15 protein-coding genes are annotated in these 18,919 nt (G+C 67.2%); 10 read left to right on the top strand and 5 right to left on the bottom strand.

Features of this window, described 5'->3' with window-relative positions; translation table 11 throughout:
• Positions 1-28: 28 nt before the first annotated feature.
• Positions 29-2,707 (bottom strand): CBM35 domain-containing protein, encoded by a 2,679-nt coding sequence (locus ACFQ50_RS12895; protein WP_377995937.1) that lies wholly within the window; start codon positions 2,705-2,707, stop codon positions 29-31.
• A 223-nt stretch (positions 2,708-2,930) separates the two neighbouring features.
• Between ACFQ50_RS12895 and ACFQ50_RS12890 the strand changes: the two genes are divergently transcribed.
• The 10 genes from ACFQ50_RS12890 (at position 2,931) to ACFQ50_RS12845 (ending at position 15,519) form a co-directional block, all read left to right on the top strand.
• Positions 2,931-5,021, top strand: coding sequence for a glycoside hydrolase family 36 protein (locus tag ACFQ50_RS12890; protein ID WP_377995936.1), 2,091 nt, complete (start codon positions 2,931-2,933; stop codon positions 5,019-5,021).
• Positions 5,022-5,090: 69 nt separating this feature from the next.
• The gene (locus ACFQ50_RS12885) at positions 5,091-6,401 is read left to right on the top strand and encodes an ABC transporter substrate-binding protein (RefSeq protein ID WP_377995935.1); all 1,311 of its coding nucleotides are present in this window, start codon (positions 5,091-5,093) and stop codon (positions 6,399-6,401) included.
• Between the two features lie 58 nt (positions 6,402-6,459).
• On the top strand, positions 6,460-7,407 hold the full coding sequence (locus ACFQ50_RS12880; protein WP_377995934.1) for a carbohydrate ABC transporter permease: 948 nt from the start codon (positions 6,460-6,462) through the stop codon (positions 7,405-7,407).
• Positions 7,404-8,279, top strand: a complete 876-nt coding sequence (locus ACFQ50_RS12875; RefSeq protein WP_377995933.1) for a carbohydrate ABC transporter permease — start codon at positions 7,404-7,406, stop codon at positions 8,277-8,279. The genes ACFQ50_RS12880 and ACFQ50_RS12875 overlap by 4 nt, the downstream gene beginning before the upstream one ends.
• A gap of 76 nt (positions 8,280-8,355) precedes the next feature.
• Positions 8,356-9,441, top strand: coding sequence for a LacI family DNA-binding transcriptional regulator (locus ACFQ50_RS12870; protein WP_377995932.1), 1,086 nt, complete (start codon positions 8,356-8,358; stop codon positions 9,439-9,441).
• Between the two features lie 106 nt (positions 9,442-9,547).
• Positions 9,548-11,308, top strand: coding sequence for a ribulokinase (gene araB / locus ACFQ50_RS12865; RefSeq protein ID WP_377995931.1), 1,761 nt, complete (start codon positions 9,548-9,550; stop codon positions 11,306-11,308).
• Entirely contained in the window at positions 11,305-12,015 is a 711-nt protein-coding gene (locus ACFQ50_RS12860) for an L-ribulose-5-phosphate 4-epimerase (protein WP_377995930.1), read from the top strand. Before araB ends, ACFQ50_RS12860 begins: the two co-directional genes overlap by 4 nt.
• Positions 12,016-12,060: 45 nt before the next feature.
• Positions 12,061-13,581 (top strand): L-arabinose isomerase, encoded by a 1,521-nt coding sequence (gene araA, locus ACFQ50_RS12855; protein WP_377995929.1) that lies wholly within the window; start codon positions 12,061-12,063, stop codon positions 13,579-13,581.
• A 14-nt stretch (positions 13,582-13,595) separates the two neighbouring features.
• The gene (locus ACFQ50_RS12850) at positions 13,596-14,492 is read left to right on the top strand and encodes an aldose 1-epimerase family protein (RefSeq protein ID WP_377995928.1); all 897 of its coding nucleotides are present in this window, start codon (positions 13,596-13,598) and stop codon (positions 14,490-14,492) included.
• Positions 14,493-14,505: 13 nt separating this feature from the next.
• A complete protein-coding gene (locus ACFQ50_RS12845) occupies positions 14,506-15,519 on the top strand; it encodes a LacI family DNA-binding transcriptional regulator (protein ID WP_377995927.1) in 1,014 nt (337 codons plus the stop codon).
• A 35-nt stretch (positions 15,520-15,554) separates the two neighbouring features.
• Here ACFQ50_RS12845 and ACFQ50_RS12840 read toward each other — a convergent pair whose 3' ends face one another.
• The 4 genes from ACFQ50_RS12840 to ACFQ50_RS12825 form a co-directional block, all read right to left on the bottom strand.
• The gene (locus tag ACFQ50_RS12840) at positions 15,555-16,169 is read right to left on the bottom strand and encodes a TetR/AcrR family transcriptional regulator (protein ID WP_377995926.1); all 615 of its coding nucleotides are present in this window, start codon (positions 16,167-16,169) and stop codon (positions 15,555-15,557) included.
• A gap of 80 nt (positions 16,170-16,249) precedes the next feature.
• A complete protein-coding gene (locus ACFQ50_RS12835) occupies positions 16,250-17,512 on the bottom strand; it encodes an NAD(P)/FAD-dependent oxidoreductase (protein WP_377995925.1) in 1,263 nt (420 codons plus the stop codon).
• Positions 17,509-17,703, bottom strand: coding sequence for a ferredoxin (locus ACFQ50_RS12830; RefSeq protein ID WP_377995924.1), 195 nt, complete (start codon positions 17,701-17,703; stop codon positions 17,509-17,511). The genes ACFQ50_RS12835 and ACFQ50_RS12830 overlap by 4 nt, the downstream gene beginning before the upstream one ends.
• The gene (locus tag ACFQ50_RS12825) at positions 17,700-18,872 is read right to left on the bottom strand and encodes a cytochrome P450 (RefSeq protein WP_377995923.1); all 1,173 of its coding nucleotides are present in this window, start codon (positions 18,870-18,872) and stop codon (positions 17,700-17,702) included. The genes ACFQ50_RS12830 and ACFQ50_RS12825 overlap by 4 nt, the downstream gene beginning before the upstream one ends.
• Between the last annotated feature and the right edge of the window lie 47 nt (positions 18,873-18,919).

Genomic DNA, 18,919 nt, shown 5'->3' with positions numbered 1-18,919 from the left:
GGCCAGCTGGTCCTTCATCGCCCGGCGATTACCGCCGGACCGTTGTTGGCGTGCCTGCGACAAACCTGGCCAGAACCACTGTGTCAATGTTCGGCGCGTAGGCGGTCGCGTTGCCCAGCACCAACGCACCGTCGCCGGTGGCAAGGCTCAGCGGGATGGTCTTGTCCCAGTAGCTGTTCCACGCATAGTTGTGGCGCATGGCACCGCGGACCGTCGATCCGCCGTCTTCGGTGACGTCAACGAAGCGGCTGATCACCTGCGGGTTGTAGTTGATCGCGGCCGACTTGTCCGCGTTCGCGGCTGCGAGCACCAGCTGGTATTCACCGGCCCCGAAGCCCGCCGGGCGGGGAACAGTCAGGGTGTTGCCTGCCCCGTTTCCGATATATCCGACGTCCCGGACCACGCCGGACGCGTCAGCGGAACCGTTGGAGCCGGCTCCCGCCGTCTGCACGGCTGCGGCACCGGCACGCGGCAGGGCCTCCGCCTCGGAGCGGAAGACGTTGGCTGCATCTGAATCGGCGTTCTTCTGATCGGCGCCGCGCAGGGTGCTGACGCTGCCGACGAGTGCCCCGGATGGCGCGCTGACGGTCAGTTCGTTGATCCCCTGCGGCAGGAAGACCCTGACCGTCGAGTCCCAGGTGCCTGAGCGGGCGGCCGCAGGAAGCGCAACCGGGCGGCCGTTGACGGCCAGCTTCAGGGCAGAAGCACCGCTGGTTGTGAAGTGCGCAGTGACGTCGTAGTAGCCGGTCTCGGCCGTGGAGGCGAAGAACGTGGCGGAGGCCTGGCCTGAAAGGTCGGCAGAGCCGGAGGTTCCGGGCTTGGCGTACGAGAGCTGGGCCCCGCCGGCCAGCCGGGCGTCCGTGGCCGGGTAGGCGGCCTTCTCGCCGTCGGTGATGTCGCGGAGGTCGAAGCGGTCCAGGGTGATATCGGCACCGGGCAGGATCGTCCCGCCATCCTTGCTCGCCCGCAGCGACAGCGTGTGCGTGCCGGCGGTCAGGGAAACCGTCGCATCAGTCGTGCCGCGGTAGGTCCAGGACAGGCCAGCCGAATACTTGATCAGCTGGTTGAAGGTCCCGTCGACCAGCAGGGCGTGCTGGCCGGGCCGCTGGTTGGCGCCCGCGAGGATGGAGAGCCGGTACGTTCCTGTGCGGGGAACGGTCACCTCCCAGGCGGCAGCAGAGCTGGCCTTGTTAAACGAGCCCACGTCCCGGCCCGCAGAGGCCATGAAGGACCATTCGCGGGAGGGGTCCTGGTTGTACACGGTAGCGTCGGTCAGGTTGGTGTTTTCCGCTTCGGTGCTGTTGACCAGGTCGCCGGCGACCGGCTGCGGGTCGGCGAGGGCAGGGGTGATTTCGAGCTGGTAGGCGGAATAGCGGTCGCTGTTGGGGACCGTGACGGAGACCTTGCCGTCTTTGACTTTCGCGTGGGCGGAGACAACCACCGGGGGCTGAAGCGAGGCGCCTTCCGCGCCGTTGAGCCGGTTGGCTCTGACCTGAACGTCCACGGAATTGCCAAAGACGGCCTTGTCGATGCCGCCTACGGACACATTGACGTCGCTGGAGCCGCCACCCAGGAGAACTGTCGCCTTCTTCTTTGCCGGGTCGACGGCGGCGATCCCCTGGAGCGTGTCCGGTACGTTCAGCTGGGGCGGGGTGACCTTTGCGGTCTTCGAGCCGGCGAGGTCGCCGTACCACTTGAACATCCACCAGCCGCCGTTGCCGCCGTTGTTGCGTGACGAATTATCAGAGAGGTTTCCCGCGTAGTTCCAGTAAGCGGTCTGTGCGTCCACCTTCTGGTCCTCGAACATGGACATCCACTGGACCAGCTGCCCGGGAACGCCCATGTCGCGGAGCATGCCGTATTCGGTGATGTTCACCGGGATGTCCGGGATGCCCTGATCGCGGAGGATCTGCTTGTACTCGGCAAAGTGGCCGCGGAAGGTGCCGAGGTTGTTGGTCCCCAGCTCGTGCCAGATGAAGACATCGGGCAGTTCGTTCCTGCCCTTTGCATAGGCCAGGAAATCGGCGCTGCGGTCCTGGTGCCACCAGGCGTCCCCAGGGCCGCCGATCTTCGGCTTCGGCAGGCCGTGGGCGGCGTAGACGTCCCCGATGGCTTGGTAGGCGGCGCTCCAGTCGGCGAGGAACTGATCCTTCTGCGCCTGCCAGTTGGGGTACCAGTTGCCGGCATCGGGTTCGTTGAATGGGATGAAGATGTAATTCCCGGGGTGTTCGGACTGCGTCGCGATCTTTTCTGCAACCGAGCGGACGATTGGCAGGTAGTCCCATTCGCCGTCGTTGTTGGCGTCCCCGGGACGTTTCCCGCCGTTGTAGGCCCAGTCCGGGTATTCGTCCTGGATGTACACATAGAGGTCCTTTCCGCCTGCCGCGAAGAAGGAGCGTTCAACGTCCAGCGCATCCCCGTTGGGATGCTGCGCGCCCTGGGGCGGCTTCTGGGAGGTGTTGGTGATGCGGACGCCGTTCAGGACCGCCTGGCTTGGCACGCCGTCGTCGCCCAGTCCGTAAAGGGTGCCGGTGGCACCGCCGCGGAAGTCGCCCGTGGACTGCGCCAGGTCAACGGACAGCGTTTCGGCGGGCGCCGCTGCCACTGGCTGGGCGGCGAGGCCGCAGACTGTAAGGGAGAGGGCGGCCGCCGTCGCCGCTGCCGGGCCGGCCAACGGGAACCGCCGCCGTCTTGGATTGCTGCTCAATTCGTACTCCTTCGTACCGGGCTTCAGCCGGTCTCAGTTCATAGAACATTGCCTGGAAGGCGCGTGGCCAAGACATCCCGCGGGTAAGGAACCGCATCCCGCAGAGAGGGGCTGTTAGCGCCAACAACTAGGAGCCTACTGTGGTTGACATCACTTTTGAAGACGTTATCATGAAAACGTCTTCAAAAATCTAGCTACCCTTTCTGCGGGTGAGGAGAACATTTTGTCCAGCCCTGTTCTGTCCTTCGGGCACGATGCCCTGACGGTTGAAATCTGTCAGGACCCAGCCGGCGCACCCTATCTTGCGGCGATGGCATTCGACGGCAACAAACTTCAGATGCAGCCCGGCCAGCCGCTGGTGGAGATTCTCACGGTTGAGGAGGGCCGCTACCATCCGTCGGAGCGCCTTGGCCTGACGACGGTGGGCCGGCGCCTGCGGCATGTAGCACATGAGGTGCAGCAAACGGCAGGCGGTGTGGCCGCGCGCCTGGAGATGGCGGACGCCGAATCCGGTGTGGAAGTTGAGCTGCGGCTGTCATCCCCGGCCGGCTCCGCGGCCCTGAACGCCGTGGCAACGGTCACCAACGCCGGTGTCCGGCGGCAGACACTGCTGGCCGTCACCACTTTGAGCACCAGGATCGGCAACGCCGCGGCGGAGAGCTTCGATGTGGCGTCCGGTGCCAATGACTGGCTTGGTGAGAACAGGTGGCGCATCGAGCCTCTGCGTGCCGCCGCGCCTGATTTGGCATTGGCGGTTCACGGCGGACAGGAGTCCCGCAGCGGCCTTGTGGCCCGTTCCAAAGGAACCTGGTCCACCGGCCGCGACCTGCCCTTTGGTGTACTGGCCAATGACGAGGACGGCTTTGCGGTCGCCTGGCAGGTGGAACACAACGGCGGCTGGAGGTGGGAGGTGACCGAGGGGCCCGGGGGCGTGGCCCTTGGGCTGAGCGGACCCACAGACACGGACCACCAGTGGCAGCAGATTCTGAACCCCGGCGAAACGTTCACCACGGTTCCGGTCACCATCGCACTGGGGCCGGACCTTCAGGGCGCGGTGGCAAACATGACCCGCTACCGCCGCTCCGCCCGCCGTCCGCATCCGGACAACCTGAAACTCCACGTTGTCTATAACGACTACATGAACACGCTCATGGGGGATCCGACGACGGACCGGCTGCTGCCGCTGATCGACGGCGCTGCCGAGGCCGGTGCGGAGGTGTTCTGCATCGACGCCGGCTGGTACGACGACGGGGGCGACTGGTGGGACAGCGTGGGGGAGTGGTCGCCGTCCGCCCGGCGGTTCCCCGGCGGTCTCGGCGCGGTCATTGACCGCATCCGGGAACGCGGCATGATCCCCGGCCTGTGGCTGGAACCCGAGGTGATCGGCGTCCGCAGCCCCATGGCGGCCATGCTGCCGGATGCGGCGTATCTCAGCCGGGACGGCGTCCGGGTCCGGGAAGCGGGTCGCTACCACCTCGACCTCAGCCACCCGGCCGCCATAAGGCACGTCAATGCCGTGGTGGACCGCCTGGTCGAGGAGTTCGGCATCGGATTCTTCAAGATCGACTACAACATCAACCCCGGCCCCGGCACGGACCGGGACGCCCACAGCGCAGGGGAAGGGCTGCTCCGCCACAACCGCGCACACCTTGGCTGGCTCGAGTCCGTCCTGGACCGCCACCCGGACCTGATCATTGAGAACTGCGGCTCCGGTGCGATGAGGATGGACTTCGCGCTCCTCTCACGCCTGCAGCTGCAGTCCACATCCGACCAGCAGGACCCCCTCAAGTATCCGCCCATCGCTGCCGCGGCGCCGATGCTGGTTCTGCCGGAACAGGCCGGGAACTGGGCCTATCCCAACGAGGCCATGGACGAGGAATCGATCGCCTTCAACATGGCCACGGGAATCCTGGGCCGGCTCTATCTTTCCGGCCACCTGAACCTGCTGTCCGAGGCCCAGCGCTACGTTGTCCACGAAGCCATGGAGGTCCACAAGGGACTGCGCGCCGTGATTGCCGGAAGCACGCCGTCCTGGCCCCTGGGGCTGCCCCACTGGGAAGACGCCGCGGTGGCGTTGGCGTTGGACTCCGGCAACGAAAGCTACGTCACCGTGTGGCGGCGCCCCGGGGCGCCCGAATTGCTGGACCTGCGCTTTCCCGCCCTGGCAGGCAAGGCCGTCTCGGTCCAGACCGTATTCCCGACAGGCCTGACCGAATGGAAGACGGAGTGGAATCCGGCAGCCGGGCTTCTGCACGTGCACTCCGCATCCCCTGCCCCCTCTGCCCGGACATTCAGGCTCACCGTGGAACGGTAGCGGTCCGGGCCGCAATTTCTTATCCATCCCCCAATAACCCACACTTTCAAGTAAGTAAGGAGCAGTTCAATGAAGAATTTCCTCAAAGCCACGGCGGTGCTGGCCGCCGGGCTTATCGCCCTGAGCGGCTGCAGCGATCCGGGCAGCGCCTCCACCAACACGGCACCGGCCGCGTGGCCCGACGTGAGCACCAAGCTCGACGGCGTCAACCTCACCATCTGGGCAGCACAGAATTCCAACAGTGTGCCCAAGAGCGTCGTCAGTGCCTTCGAAGCCAAGACCGGGGCCAAGGTCAACGTGGTCACCATCCCGGACCCCTACGAACAGGGCGTCCAGACCAAAATCGCCACCGGGGACAAACCCGACCTGGCTTTCTGGCAGCCCACAGCATCGATGCTGACCGCGATCAATGCCAAGACCAACCTGCAGTCCATCGACGGGGCCCCGTGGCTGGAGAAGCTCAAGCCCGCAGTCAAGGACATCACCGGAATCCTCGACAACACCAGGTACGCCTCGCTGATCACGAGCCCCGCCGTTGAGGGCGTCTATTACAACAAGGACGTCTTCGCCAAGGCCGGCATCACCACGGCACCCAAGAACTGGGACGACTTCCTCGCGGCCGCGCGGACCATCAAGAAAGCCGGCACCGTGCCGTTCTTTGAAATGGGCGGCGACAAGTGGGCCACCCAGTGGTGGGTCCAGGTCCAGCTCGCCGACGCGGCCAAGGCAGGCCTGTGGGACAAAGTGAACCAGAACCAGGAAAAGTTCACCGACCCGACCATCCTGACCGCGGTGCAGAATTACAAGGGCCTGATCGATGAGGGCCTGTTCAACCCGAACATCAAGACCGCCACCTTCGCCGACCAGGCCGATGCGCTCCTCTCCGGCAAGGCCGCCATGGCAGTGCAGGTCAACTCCTTCTTCGGCCAGCTTCAGGCCAAGGCGGACACAGCTGAACTGAACAAGAAGATCGGGTTCTTCCCCATCTCTCCCGCCGGCAATGTCGCAACCGTGATCCCGGACCAGTCCAACGCGCTGATCGCCTTCAAGACCGGCGACTCCACACGGGAAGCCGCCGCGCGCCAGCTGCTGGGCTTTTGGATGGGGGAGGGCTACCAGGACTTCGTCTCCGCCCAGAAGACCGTTTCCCTTGAAACGGACGCCAAGGACTCCACCGACGTGCCGCAGGCGCTCCTTGACGCAGCCGCATCACTGTCCGACTCCGTCGGATCCATGCAGTCCCTGGCAGTGGCCAACCCTGACCTCTACCTGAACCTCGCCGACATGATCCAGGGCACCAAGACCCCCCAGCAGGTCACCCAGGAAACCCAGACCCAATTCGCCCAGCTCGCCAAGGCGCAGGGCGCCGCGGGCTTCTGACCGTCCAGACTCCTGGCGGGCGCCGGGCTAACCCGGCGCCCGCCTGAAAGGCTCCATGATGGCGCTCCATACCACCGCCCGGCCCGCCGGCAAGCGACAGGCACCGCCGGCAGTTCCGGCCCCGGCCGGCCGGGGACACCGCGAAAAATCCGCCCACCCGTTGTGGTTTCTCCTGCCCGCGTTCGCAGTGCTCTTCGTCTTCTTCTTTCTTCCGACGCTCTTCAACTTCATCTATGCCTTCACCGACTGGTCCAGTTTCAAATCAGCGATCAACTTCGCCGGCGTCAGCAACTTCGTCGATCTGCTGGGCAGCGGCACCCTGGTCAATTCGCTGTGGATCACGCTCTTGTATGCGGCCATGGTGGCCGTTTTCCAGAACGTGTTCGGGCTGGGGCTGGCCGTGCTGCTGGAGCGGGACACCAGGATCAACCGCTTCTCCCGGGTGATGTTCTTCATTCCCGTGATCATGTCCGCGCTGGCTGTCGGCTACATCTTCCGCGCCCTGCTCAAGCCCGAAGGTGCCCTCAACGGGATCCTTTCAGCCGTGTTCCAGCAGGACGTCAGCATCGCCTGGCTGGGCTCCACGAGCTGGACGATCGTGGTCGTCGCCCTGATCCACGCGTGGAAATGGATGGGGCTGTCCATGCTGATCTACCTCGCAGGGCTCAAGACCATCAGCGGCGACGTACTGGAAGCGGCGCGCCTGGACGGCTCCACCCCGTGGCAGACCTTCTGGCGAATCAGGTTCCCGCTCATTGCCCCTGCGGTCACCTTCAACGTAGCCACTGCCTTGCTGGGCTCGATGAACGGCTTTGACATCGTCCAGGCAACCACCGAGGGCGGCCCGGCCAAAAGTACCGAGCTGCTCAACATCTTCATCTTCCGGACCTTCGGGCAGGGCCTCTTCGCCCAGTCCACGGCGATGAGCCTGGTGCTCTTCGTGACCGTGGCCGTCCTTGCCTTTCCGGTGGTCCGGATGCTCCGCAAACGTGAGGAAGTCCTGTGAGCGCTCCTACTGTTCTTCGTCCGGCCAACCGCGGCGGCCGCATCAGGCAGCGCCGCCGTCCGGCGGAGTATATCCAGCCCGCCGCAGCGCTGCTCTCGGTCCTGGTCCTCCTCGGCATTCCGCTGTGGATGGTTGTTGTGACCGCTGGCAAGACTCAGGCCGAGGCGCTGAATCCAAACCTGCAGCTGCCCACGGAGTGGCACCTGATGGAGAATTTCGGGCAGGTCTTCAGCCAGGGGAAGATGCCCACGGCGCTCCTGGGGAGCGTTGCGATCATGGTGCCCACGGTCGCCGTCGTCCTTTTCCTCGGCTCCCTGGCCGCCTGGATCCTCGCCCGCCGGAAATCGCGGCTGAACTCGGTGCTGTATGCCCTGGCCATCAGCGGCATCATCCTTCCGCCGGCCGTCGTGACCATCGTCCTGCTCCTCCGGCAGCTCGGGCTCGCCGGATCCGGCGCCGGGATGATCGGCGTGTACGTCGGAATGTACCTGTCCACGGTCATCTTCTTCGTCACGGGTTTCGTCCGGACCATCCCCCTGGAACTGGAGGAAGCCGCCCGGATGGACGGTGCCGGCCCGGTCAAGGTCTTCCTCACCATCATCCTGCCGCTGCTGGTTCCGGTGCTGTCGACGGCGACCATCCTGATCTGCCTCTACGTTTGGAACGACGTTTTCTACGCGCTGTTCGTCATCGGCGGCCGCATCGATACACTGCCGCTCAACCTCTACCAGGTGGCCAGCTCCGGGCTGTATCTGCAGAACTGGCACCTGATCTTTGCCTACATCGTCCTGATGAGCCTTCCGCTGCTTATCGTCTTCATCGTGGCGCAGCGCAAAATCATTGCGGGTGTGACCAGCGGGGCCGTGAAGTAAGACCGGCCGGAAGGCCTTAACCCTAAGCTGGTGGTAGCGCCGGAGACCTGACGGTGCAGCTGCCATTGGAACAACCATGAAACGGAACCTCAAGCTCATGTCGATCCCTTCCGAGGTGCGGCCGCCCTCCATTGGCGACGTGGCCCGCGTGGCCGGAGTTTCCGTGCCCACTGTGTCCCGTGTCCTGACCGGAAAGCAGCGGGTCAGCTCCGACAAGACCAAACGGGTCCACGATGCGATCGCCCAGCTGGGCTACCGTCCGAACAGCGCTGCCCGCGCCCTGGTATCCGGCCGGGGATCCATCATCGGGGTCATCGCAGGAAACACGTCCAGGTACGGTTACGCCTCAGCCATCCAGGGTGTTGAGGAGGCTGCCCGCGCCGCCGGCTACACCGTGGTCATCACCGTGGTGGAAAGCACCGAGGAAACCGAGGTGCAGCGGGCCGTTGACTTGCTGCTGGGCCAGCAGGTCGCAGGAATCGTGGTTCTCAAGTTCGACCCGCCCGGCATCGCCGCCCTGCGTGCGCTGCCGGCAGGAATTCCGGTAGCGGTCATGTCGGGAACCCGGGAAACGCGGCGCTCACAGGCCGTTTTCGAGGAAGCCAAGGCAGCCGCCGCTGCCACGCAGTATCTCCTGGACCTCGGCCACGAGACGGTGCACCACGTGGCCGTGCCGCCGTCACGGCGCGAAGACGGGCGAACGCAGGGCTGGCGAAAGGCGCTCAAGGACGCCGGGGCGCGGGTTCCGCCCGTGATGCAGGCGACCTGGGAGCCCGAAAGCGCCCACACCCTTGGCAAGGCGATTGCCAACAGGCAGGACATCACCGCGCTGTTCTGCGGCAATGACGACCTCGCCATTGGCCTCATCAGCGGGCTGGCCGCCCAAGGCAAGGCAGTTCCGCGGGACTTCAGCGTGGTCGGCTTCGACGACCATCCACTGGCGCGCTTTTGGCTGCCGCCCCTGACTACGGTCAGCCAGGACTTCGTCCGGCTCGGCCACGACGTGTTCAGGCTGCTGCAGGAGCAGATGGCGGGTGCCGCCGTCCACAGGCTGGAGCGGCGGATGCCCGAGCTGATTATCCGGCAGACGGCCGGCGCGCCCCGGGGCGGCAGGCAGGCCCGTGCTGCGGCAGATCCCGCTAGCGCCGCTTCGGGGACATAGCGGCAAGGATTTCCGGCAAGGCAAAAAGGCACTTGACGCATTGTATTGTTAGCGCTCACAATAGTTTCAGCCCGCGAAACAGACGGGCGGTTTATCTGGAGGATTCATGGACGTCACAGCAGACGGCAGCGAAAACTATGTCATCGGGGTGGATTACGGCACCCTGTCCGGCCGGGCCGTGGTTGTGCGGGTCCGCGACGGCAAGGAACTCGGCAGCGGCGTGTTCGACTACCCGCACGCGGTGGTCACGGAAGCGCTTCCGGCGGATGCCGGGGGCGACGGCGTAACCCGGCTTCCCGGGGAATGGGCGCTGCAGGTGCCGAATGACTACCGCGACGTGCTCCGGCACGCTGTTCCCGCCGCGATCGCTGACGCCGGGATCGACCCGGCAGCCGTCGTCGGAATTGCCACGGACTTCACCGCCTGCACCATGGTTCCCGTCAAGGCTGACGGCACCCCGCTGAACGAGGTGCCGGGCTTCGCGAACCGTCCGCACGCGTATGTGAAGCTGTGGCGCCACCACGCCGCGCAGGGCCAGGCGGACCGGATCAACGCGCTGGCCGCGGAGCTGGGCGAGTCCTGGCTGCCGCGGTACGGCGGGCTGATCTCCTCGGAGTGGGAGTTCGCCAAGGGGCTGCAGCTGCTGGAGGAGGATCCCGAGGCCTACGCCGAAATGGACCACTGGGTGGAGGCCGCCGACTGGATCGTCTGGCAGCTCTGCGGGAACTATGTCCGCAACGCCTGCACCGCCGGGTACAAGGGCATCTACCAGGACGGGCACTACCCGTCCGATGACTTCCTCGCCGCCCTGAACCCGCAGTTCAAGGACTTCGTCAGCACCAAGCTGGACCACACCATCGGCCGGCTGGGTGACGCCGCCGGCTACCTCACCGCCGAGGCCGCCGCCTGGACCGGGCTGCCGGAAGGCATCGCCGTCGCCGTCGGGAACGTGGACGCGCACGTCACCGCGCCGGCAGCCAAGGCCGTGGAGCCGGGGCAGCTCGTGGCCATCATGGGCACCTCCACCTGCCACGTCATGAACGGCGCCGAGCTCCGTGAGGTGCCGGGCATGTGCGGTGTGGTGGACGGCGGCATCGTGGACGGGCTCTGGGGCTACGAGGCCGGACAGTCCGGCGTGGGCGACATCTTCGGCTGGTTCACCAAGTACGGCGTCCCGCCGGAATACCACCAGGCCGCGGCTGAGGCCGGGCAGGGCATCCACGAGTACCTGACGGACCTGGCCTCAGGGCAGGCGATCGGAGCGCACGGCCTGATCGCGCTGGACTGGCACTCGGGCAACCGCTCCGTGCTGGTGGACCACGAGCTCTCCGGTGTGGTGGTGGGCCAGACCCTGGCCACCCGTCCGGAGGACATCTACCGGGCGCTGCTTGAGGCCACGGCCTTCGGCACCCGCACCATCGTGGAGGCCTTCCGGGATTCCGGCGTTCCGGTGAAGGAATTCATCGTGGCCGGCGGCCTGCTCAAGAACAAACTCCTCATGCAGATTTACTCGGACGTGACCGGGCTGCAGCTCTCCACCATCGGCTCCACCCAGGGCCCGGCTCTCGGCTCGGCCATCCACGCTGCCGTTGCCGCCGGCAAATACCCGGACATCAGGGCCGCCGCGGACGCCATGGGCTCCGCCCCGGGCGCCGTGTACACCCCCATCCCGGACAACGTCGCCGCGTACGACGAACTCTTCCGCGAGTACCGGACCCTGCACGACTACTTCGGCCGCGGAACCAACGAGGTCATGCACCGGCTCAAGGCCATCCAGCGGAACGCCGCCGGTGCCGTGAAACCCGAGGTGCCCGGCTCCCCGTCCCTGAACGACCCGTCCCTGCTTACCGAGGAGGTCTCCGCATGAGCGCCCTGCTGGAAACCATTGCCCGTGTCCGCCGCGAGGTCTGCGACCTGCACGCCGAGCTGACCCGGTACGGCCTCGTGGTCTGGACCGCGGGCAACGTGTCCGGACGGATCCCGGGCTACGACCTCATGGTCATCAAGCCCTCCGGCCTCTCCTACGATGCCCTGACCCCCGAAACCATGGTGGTCACCGACCTGTACGGCACGCCGGTCAGCAGCCTGAGCGCCGACGCCGACGGCGTCCCGGCCCGGTGGGAGAACCCGGACCTCTCGCCGTCGTCGGACACGGCCGCGCACGCCTACGTCTACCGGAACATGCCCGACGTCGGCGGAGTGGTCCACACCCACTCCACCTACGCCACGGCCTGGGCCGCGCGGGGCGAGGAGATCCCGTGCGTGCTGACCATGATGGGCGACGAGTTCGGCGGTCCGATCCCCATTGGCCCGTTCGCGCTGATCGGCGACGATTCGATCGGCCGCGGCATCGTGGAGACCCTGCGCGGATCCAACTCCCCGGCGGTGCTGATGCAGAACCACGGCCCGTTCACCATCGGCAAGGACGCCCGCTCCGCCGTCAAGGCCGCCGTGATGTGCGAGGAAGTGGCGCGCACAGTCCACATCTCGCGCCAGCTCGGCGAACCGCTGCCCATCGACCAGGGGCAGATCGAGTCGCTGTACGACCGCTACCAAAACGTCTACGGACGCTAAGCGCCCGCACCCCGCACACACCCAAAACTTTCCAAGGAGACACCAATGACCAGCGCCAACAACACCTCCCTCGAGCACTATGAGGTCTGGTTCCTCACCGGCAGCCAGCACCTCTACGGCGAGGACGTCCTGAAGCAGGTCGCTGCCCAGTCGCAGGAAATCGCGGCAGCCCTGAACGAGTCCTCCGCGGTGCCGGTCAAGCTCGTCTGGAAGCCCGTGCTGACGGATTCGGACGCGATCCGCCGCACCGCGCTGGAAGCCAACTCGGACGACTCGGTGATCGGCGTGACGGCGTGGATGCACACGTTCTCCCCGGCCAAGATGTGGATCCAGGGCCTGGACCTGCTCCGCAAGCCGCTCCTGCACCTGCACACCCAGGCCAACGTGGAACTGCCCTGGGCGGACATCGACTTCGACTTCATGAACCTCAACCAGGCCGCGCACGGCGACCGCGAGTTCGGCTACATCCAGGCCCGGCTGGGCGTGCCGCGCAAGACGGTCGTTGGGCACGTGTCCAACCCCGAGGTGGCCCGCCAGGTGGGCGTCTGGCAGCGCGCCTCCGCCGGCTGGGCCGCCGTCCGCAACCTGAAGCTGACCCGCTTCGGGGACAACATGCGCAACGTCGCGGTCACCGAAGGCGACAAGACCGAGGCGGAGCTGCGCTTCGGCGTCTCGGTCAACACCTGGTCCGTCAACGAACTCGCCGACGCTGTCCACGGTGCCGCGGAGTCCGACGTCGACACCCTGGTCGCGGAGTACGAGCGGCTCTACGACGTGGCTGAGGAGCTCAAAGCGGGCGGAGCCCGGCACGAGTCCCTCCGCTACAGCGCCCGCATCGAGCTCGGGCTGCGCAGCTTCCTCGAAGCCAACGGCTCCGCCGCGTTCACCACCTCCTTCGAGGACCTCGGCGAACTGCGCCAGCTGCCGGGCATGGCTGTGCAGCGGCTCATGGCCGACGGCTACGGCTTCGGCGCCGAGGGCGACTGGAAGACTGCCATCCTGATCCGCGCCGCCAAAGTCATGGGCGCCGGGCTGCCCGGCGGTGCCTCCCTCATGGAGGACTACACCTACCACCTCACCCCCGGCCAGGAGAAGATTCTCGGGGCGCACATGCTCGAGGTCTGCCCCTCGCTGACCGCCGGCAAGCCGCGCGTCGAGATCCACCCGCTGGGCATCGGCGGCAAGGAAGACCCGGTCCGCATGGTCTTCGACACCGACGCCGGCCCCGGCGTCGTCGTCGCCCTGTCCGACATGCGCGACCGCTTCCGCCTCGTGGCAAACACCGTAAACGTCGTCGACCTCGACCAGCCGCTGCCCAACCTGCCGGTCGCGCGCGCCCTCTGGGAACCGAAGCCCGACTTCGCCACCTCCGCCGCCGCCTGGCTGACCGCCGGGGCCGCGCACCACACCGTCCTCTCCACCCAGGTGGGCGTGGACGTGTTCGAGGACTTCGCCGAGATCGCCCAGACCGAGCTGCTCACCATCGACGAAGGAACCACCCTCAAGCAGTTCAAGAAGGAACTGGCCTGGAACGCCGCTTACTACCGGCTGGCAGGCCGGCTGTGACCCAAAACAGGGCTGTGACCGAATACAGAATCCGTGCGGGGGAGTACACCGCCACCATCACCGCCCAGGCCGGGGCGCTGCGGGACCTGCGTTACCGGGGACGGGACCTCATTGTCCCGTTCCCGGAAGGCGGGCCCATCCCCGACTACCGGGGCATCATCGCGGCGCCGTGGCCCAACCGGATCGCCGACGGCCGGTACACGTTCGACGGCGTTGAGTACGAGGTGCCGGTCAACGAGCCCGAACGCGGCTGCGCCCTGCACGGACTGGCGTTCCCGCTGGACTGGACTTTGGAGTCCCAGGACGAGTCGTCGGTGACGCTTTCCTGCTCCCCGCAGCCGACGGCGGGATACCCGCATGCGCTGCGCGTCGCCGTCGAATACCGGCTGGCGGACGACGGCCTGCACAGCACGGTCACAGCCGAGAATGTTGGCCGCACCGCCGCGCCCTACGGGGTCTGCCCGCACCCCTACCTCCTGGCAGGCCCGGCGCCCCTCGACGAATGGATCCTCGAAATCCCCGCCGGGGAATTCCTCGAGGTCACCCCGGACCGGCTGCTGCCAAAGGAAACGCGCACCGTGGAAGGCCACGAGTTCGATTTCCGCGCACCGCGCCCCATCGGGGCCACGGAGATCGACCACGCCTTCACGGACATTGCGTTCGACGGCGGCGGGCACGCCAGCGTGCTGGTCCGGGATCCCGGCGGGACCGGCGTCGGAATGACCTGGGACGGCACCTGCGGGTGGCTGCAGATCCACACCGCCGACAAACAGCCCCCGGCCCCCAACCGCCTGGGCCTCGCCGTGGAACCCATGACCTGCCCGCCAGATGCCTTCAACAGCGGCGTGGACCTGTTCCGGCTGGAACCGGGCGCCACGCACCAGGCATCCTGGAGCATCTTCGCCGTATGACCACCTCAACGCGGTGAGCACAAACACCGCGCCACGTCCTCCCGTGATGGAGGACGTGGCGCGCCTCGCCGGGGTGTCCCATCAGACGGTTTCCCGTGTCCTGAACACGCATCCGAACGTCAGTGCCCGGACCCGCAAACGGGTGGAACGCGCCATCGCCGAGCTGGGGTACCGCCGCAATACGGCGGCCCGCAGCCTCGTCACCCGGCGTTCCCAGGCGATCGGGGTCCTGGGCGCCGGCACTTCGCAGTACGGTCCGGCCAACACGCTGCTTGGCGTGCAGCAGGCAGCCCGGAACGAGGGCTACGCCGTCAGCATGGCCAGCCTCAGCGAGGTGACCACCGCCGGGATCCACGATGCGCTCGAACACTTCCTGCTGCAGTCCGTGGACGGGATCGTAGTGATCGTCCCGCACGAGACCATGCTGAAATCGCTGCACACCATCGCGGTGTCAGTCCCGCTGGTTGCCGTGGGCTTCGGGGCTGATGAACACCTCACTGTCGCGGCCGTGAACCAGCGTGTTGGCGCGGCCCTTGCCGTGCAGCACCTGGTCAACCTCGGCCACACCTCCATCGCCCACGTTTCCGGCCCCCAGGACTGGATCGACGCCGCGGCCCGGACCGAGGGCTGGCGCCGCACCCTCGAGCAGGCCGGCCTGCCGGAGGGCGTGCTGATCCGGGGCGACTGGAGCGCCGAAAGCGGCTACCGGGCCGGGCTGGAGCTCGCCGCCGCAGGCAACGTCACGGCCCTGTTCGCGGCGAATGACCAGATGGCCCTGGGCGCGCTGCGGGCCTTCAGCGAAGCCGGGCTGCGCGTCCCGGAGGACATCAGCGTGGTGGGCTTCGACGACCAGCCGGAGGCCGGGTATTTCGTTCCGCCGCTGACCACCGTGAACCAGGGCTTCATGGAACTGGGCGCGCGTTGCATCCGGATGCTCCTGTCCGACATGGCCCACGGCCCCTCGGGCGCTGCCTCGGTCCTGAACCCCAAGCTGGTGGTGCGGAGCTCGACGGCCGCTCCTGGATAGGTGCGGCTGACCCGCGTGATTCAGGCTTCGTCGACTCAGCCTGCGTCGCAGAGCAGGTGGTACCAGCTGTCCGCCAGCACTTCGAGGGCGTGCTCGCGGTTCGGTTCCAGCTTGCGCCGTGTCCAGAGCGTGGCGACGTAATCGAGTTGGGTGAAGGCGAGCGTGCCGCGGATGTGGTGCGTCTCCTCCGGGAAGCGGCCGGCCAGCTTCATGCCACGGACCATGTCCGAGATGACTTCCTCGTGCCACCCCTCCACCATGGTCCGCACCTCGGGGTCGAGGACGGCGGCCTCATCCAGTACGTCGAGGTAGGGGCGGAAGGCCGGCCACAGTGCCGCCCGCGACTCCAGCCACGCGAGGACCCCGGACAGCTCGCCCGCACGGACCACCTCAACCAGCTCGACGGCGGTGGAGCCACTGCCGGGGCCGTCGGCGCGCTCGAGCACGGCGTTGACCCGCGCCATGAAGTCCTTCATCAGGTCGGCCCGCGTGGGGTAGTACGCGTAGAAGGTGACCCGGGTGGTGCCGGCCGCCGCAGCGATCTCTTCGATTTTGGTTGCGGCGTAGCCCTTTTCGGTGAACAGCTCGAGCGCCCGTTCCACGATTGTGTCGCGGGTGAGCTGCTTCTGGGCTTCTCGCAGCGACGGCATGACGCAATCCTAACGTGGCGTGAGGCATCCGTGCGCGGGCGGCGCAAAAGCTGCGCGACGGCAAGGGGGCTAACACGCTGTCAGGAAAGGGCGGCCCCGCCAGAAAGGCCGGCACCGGCCAGCCGCCGCAGCTTCGGGATGGGGATCCGGTAGTTGATCGCCGCGGCGGTCCCGTCCGTGCCGCCCGTGGAGTGCGCGCCGCCAGGGGAGTACCTGTCCGCCCAATGCAGGAGCATGGACCCTTCCCCCTCACCCCGTTCGCAGGAATCGGGGTCTCCGGCCACGGGCGTGAAGCCGACCGCCTTGAGGGCCAGGCCGAAGCACTCGGTCCAGAAGTACGGCTGGAAATCGAGCCCGGGCGCTGCGTCCCCCCTGAGCAGGCCGACGGCGGCGCTCTTCGCCTGGTCGATGGCGCTGGTCCACAGCGGCACCCGGCCCACCCCGCGCCGGGTGGGAAAGAACGCCACGTCGCCGGCGGCCACGATGTCCGTCCGGACCCGCCCCCGGGAGTCAACGCGAAGCGACCCGTCGGCCAGGAGCCCCGAGCCGGCCAACCACTCGATATTGGGCTCGTCGCCGACCGCGGTGACCACGACCTCCGCCTCCAGTTCGGTGCCGTCGTCGAGGATTACACGCGTCACCGCACCGGACCTGACCAGGCGGGCTTTCCCGCCGCTGACGATCCGCAGTCCGCGCCTGAGTGCGGCGGAGGTGAAAATGCGGGACAGGTAGCCGCCGAGCTGGCGGGAGAGGGGCGCTCCGTCGGCGACGAGCGTGACCTCGCAGCCCGACTGCAGGCAGCCCGAGGCCACTTCCATCCCGAGCGGCCCGCCGCCGATCACCACGACGGACGGGCGCGACGCCACGCGCTGCCTCAGCGTAATGGCGTCCTCGATGGTGCGCAGGGTGAGCTCGGCGGCGTCGCCGCCGTCGCAGGGCCCCGCACCGAGCCGCCGGGCCCTCGAGCCGGACGCGATGACCAGGCCGTCGTACGGCAGCTCCCCGCCGTCGTCGAGCCTCACCACCCGGGCGTCGACGTTGAGCCCTGCGGCGCTGACGCCGAGCAGCTCGGTCGCCTCGTGTGTCGGCGCGGGCAGCTCGTGGGCGCTCAGCCCGTTGCCGCCGTTCCGGTTGCCGCCATTCCCGTCAGCACCATTCCCGCCGACACCATGGAGCAGCGCCTTGGACAGCGCAGGGCGGCTGTAGGGGGAGTGGCGCTCGGCGCCGACAACCGTCAGCTCGCCGTCGAAACCGGCAGCGCGCAGCGAGTCGCAGGCCGTCAGGCCAGCGATGCCGTTGCCGACGACGACGATGCGCCGCATGGACACAGTGCCTGCCGTCACGGCGCCACCAGTTTCAGCGCGGCGACGGGGCAGACCCGAACCGCCGCGTTCGCGGCGCCCAGATCCGTCCCTGCAACCTCGGGGGAGTCGATCACGAGTTCACCGCCGTCGTCGAGGTGCATGAGCGCGGGCGCGGCTTCCTCGCAGAGGCCGTGGCCCTCGCAGCGGGGACGGTCCAGTTCGATCCTCATGCCGCCACCACCTTGGTCACGCGGAGCAGTTCGAAACTGCGCGTGATGTTGCTCGGTTCCCTGACTTCGTTCCCAAGTTCCAGCGCCTTCACCCGGCGGGCGAGTGCGTCGATGATCGCGTGGGCTTCGAGCTTCGCCAGGCCTTGGCCAGCGCAGCCGTGCGGTCCGTAGCCGAAGGAAAGGTGGTCCGCGGGGTTGCGGCTCACGTCGAAGGCATCCGGGTTTTCGTAGTGGCGCGGGTCGCGGTTGCCGGCGCCAAACAGAATGCCCAGAGGCGCACCCGCCGGAACGGTCACGCCGTCGATCTCAACCTCGCGGGTGGCTGTGCGGCCCCAGATGTGCACGGGAGCCCAGTAGCGCAGCACCTCGGCGAAGGCCGCGGGGACCAGCTCCGGGTTGTTCCGGACGAGCTCAAGCTGCTCCGGGTGTCGGCCGAACAGCGCAATGATATTCCCGATGGAAGCGATGGTCGTGTCCACGCCGGCGCCGAGGTACTGGTGGATGATGTGCCCGGCCGAGCCTGCGGGGATGTCACCACGGTCCTCGGCCTCGAAGATCCCCCGGCCGATCGATCCCGGAGCCAGGTCTTCGGCGCTGACCGAAGAGCACCAGGCGTACAGCTCGCCGGCGATCGGGAAACTCTCCTGCGTGCGCTGGTTCAGGGGGCCGATGACCTGCATCGCGGCCTGCCCCCAGCGCAGCATGTTGTCCTTCACGCGCCCGCTGAAGCCAATGAGGTCGGCGACGATCTCGAGCGGGAAGGCGCGCGCCAGGGAGTCGACGGCGTCGAAGCTGCCGCCGGCGACCAGTTCGGCGACCAGCTTGTCCGCCTTCTCGTCGATCGTGACCTTCAGGCCGCGGAGTGCGCGCGGGGTGAGATTCTGTGACAACGTCGCGCGGAGCTGCGTGTGCACTGGCGGGTCGGAGGCAAGCGAGGTGCCCTGCAGCGCCTCGTTGACCATGGGATTGAAGCCAAGGCCGGCGGACGAGAAGGTTGCCGGATCGCCGAGGACGTCCCGGATGACGTCGTAGCGCGTCAGCACGTACACGCCGTTCTTGGGCAGGTGGACGACGCCGGCCTGCCCGCGGAGTGCGGCATACGTGGGGTAGGGGTCGACGAGGATGTCGTCATCCCAGATGTCGATGTCTGATTCGATGGGTGCAGTCACAATGTTCTCCTTGCGGGTGGTGGAGTGGCGGGCGGTAGATAGTTGGC

Source organism: Arthrobacter sp. NPDC056493, assembly GCF_042795115.1.
Classification (GTDB): Bacteria; Actinomycetota; Actinomycetes; order Actinomycetales; family Micrococcaceae; genus Arthrobacter.
This window is presented reverse-complemented; position numbering and strand designations above follow the sequence as displayed.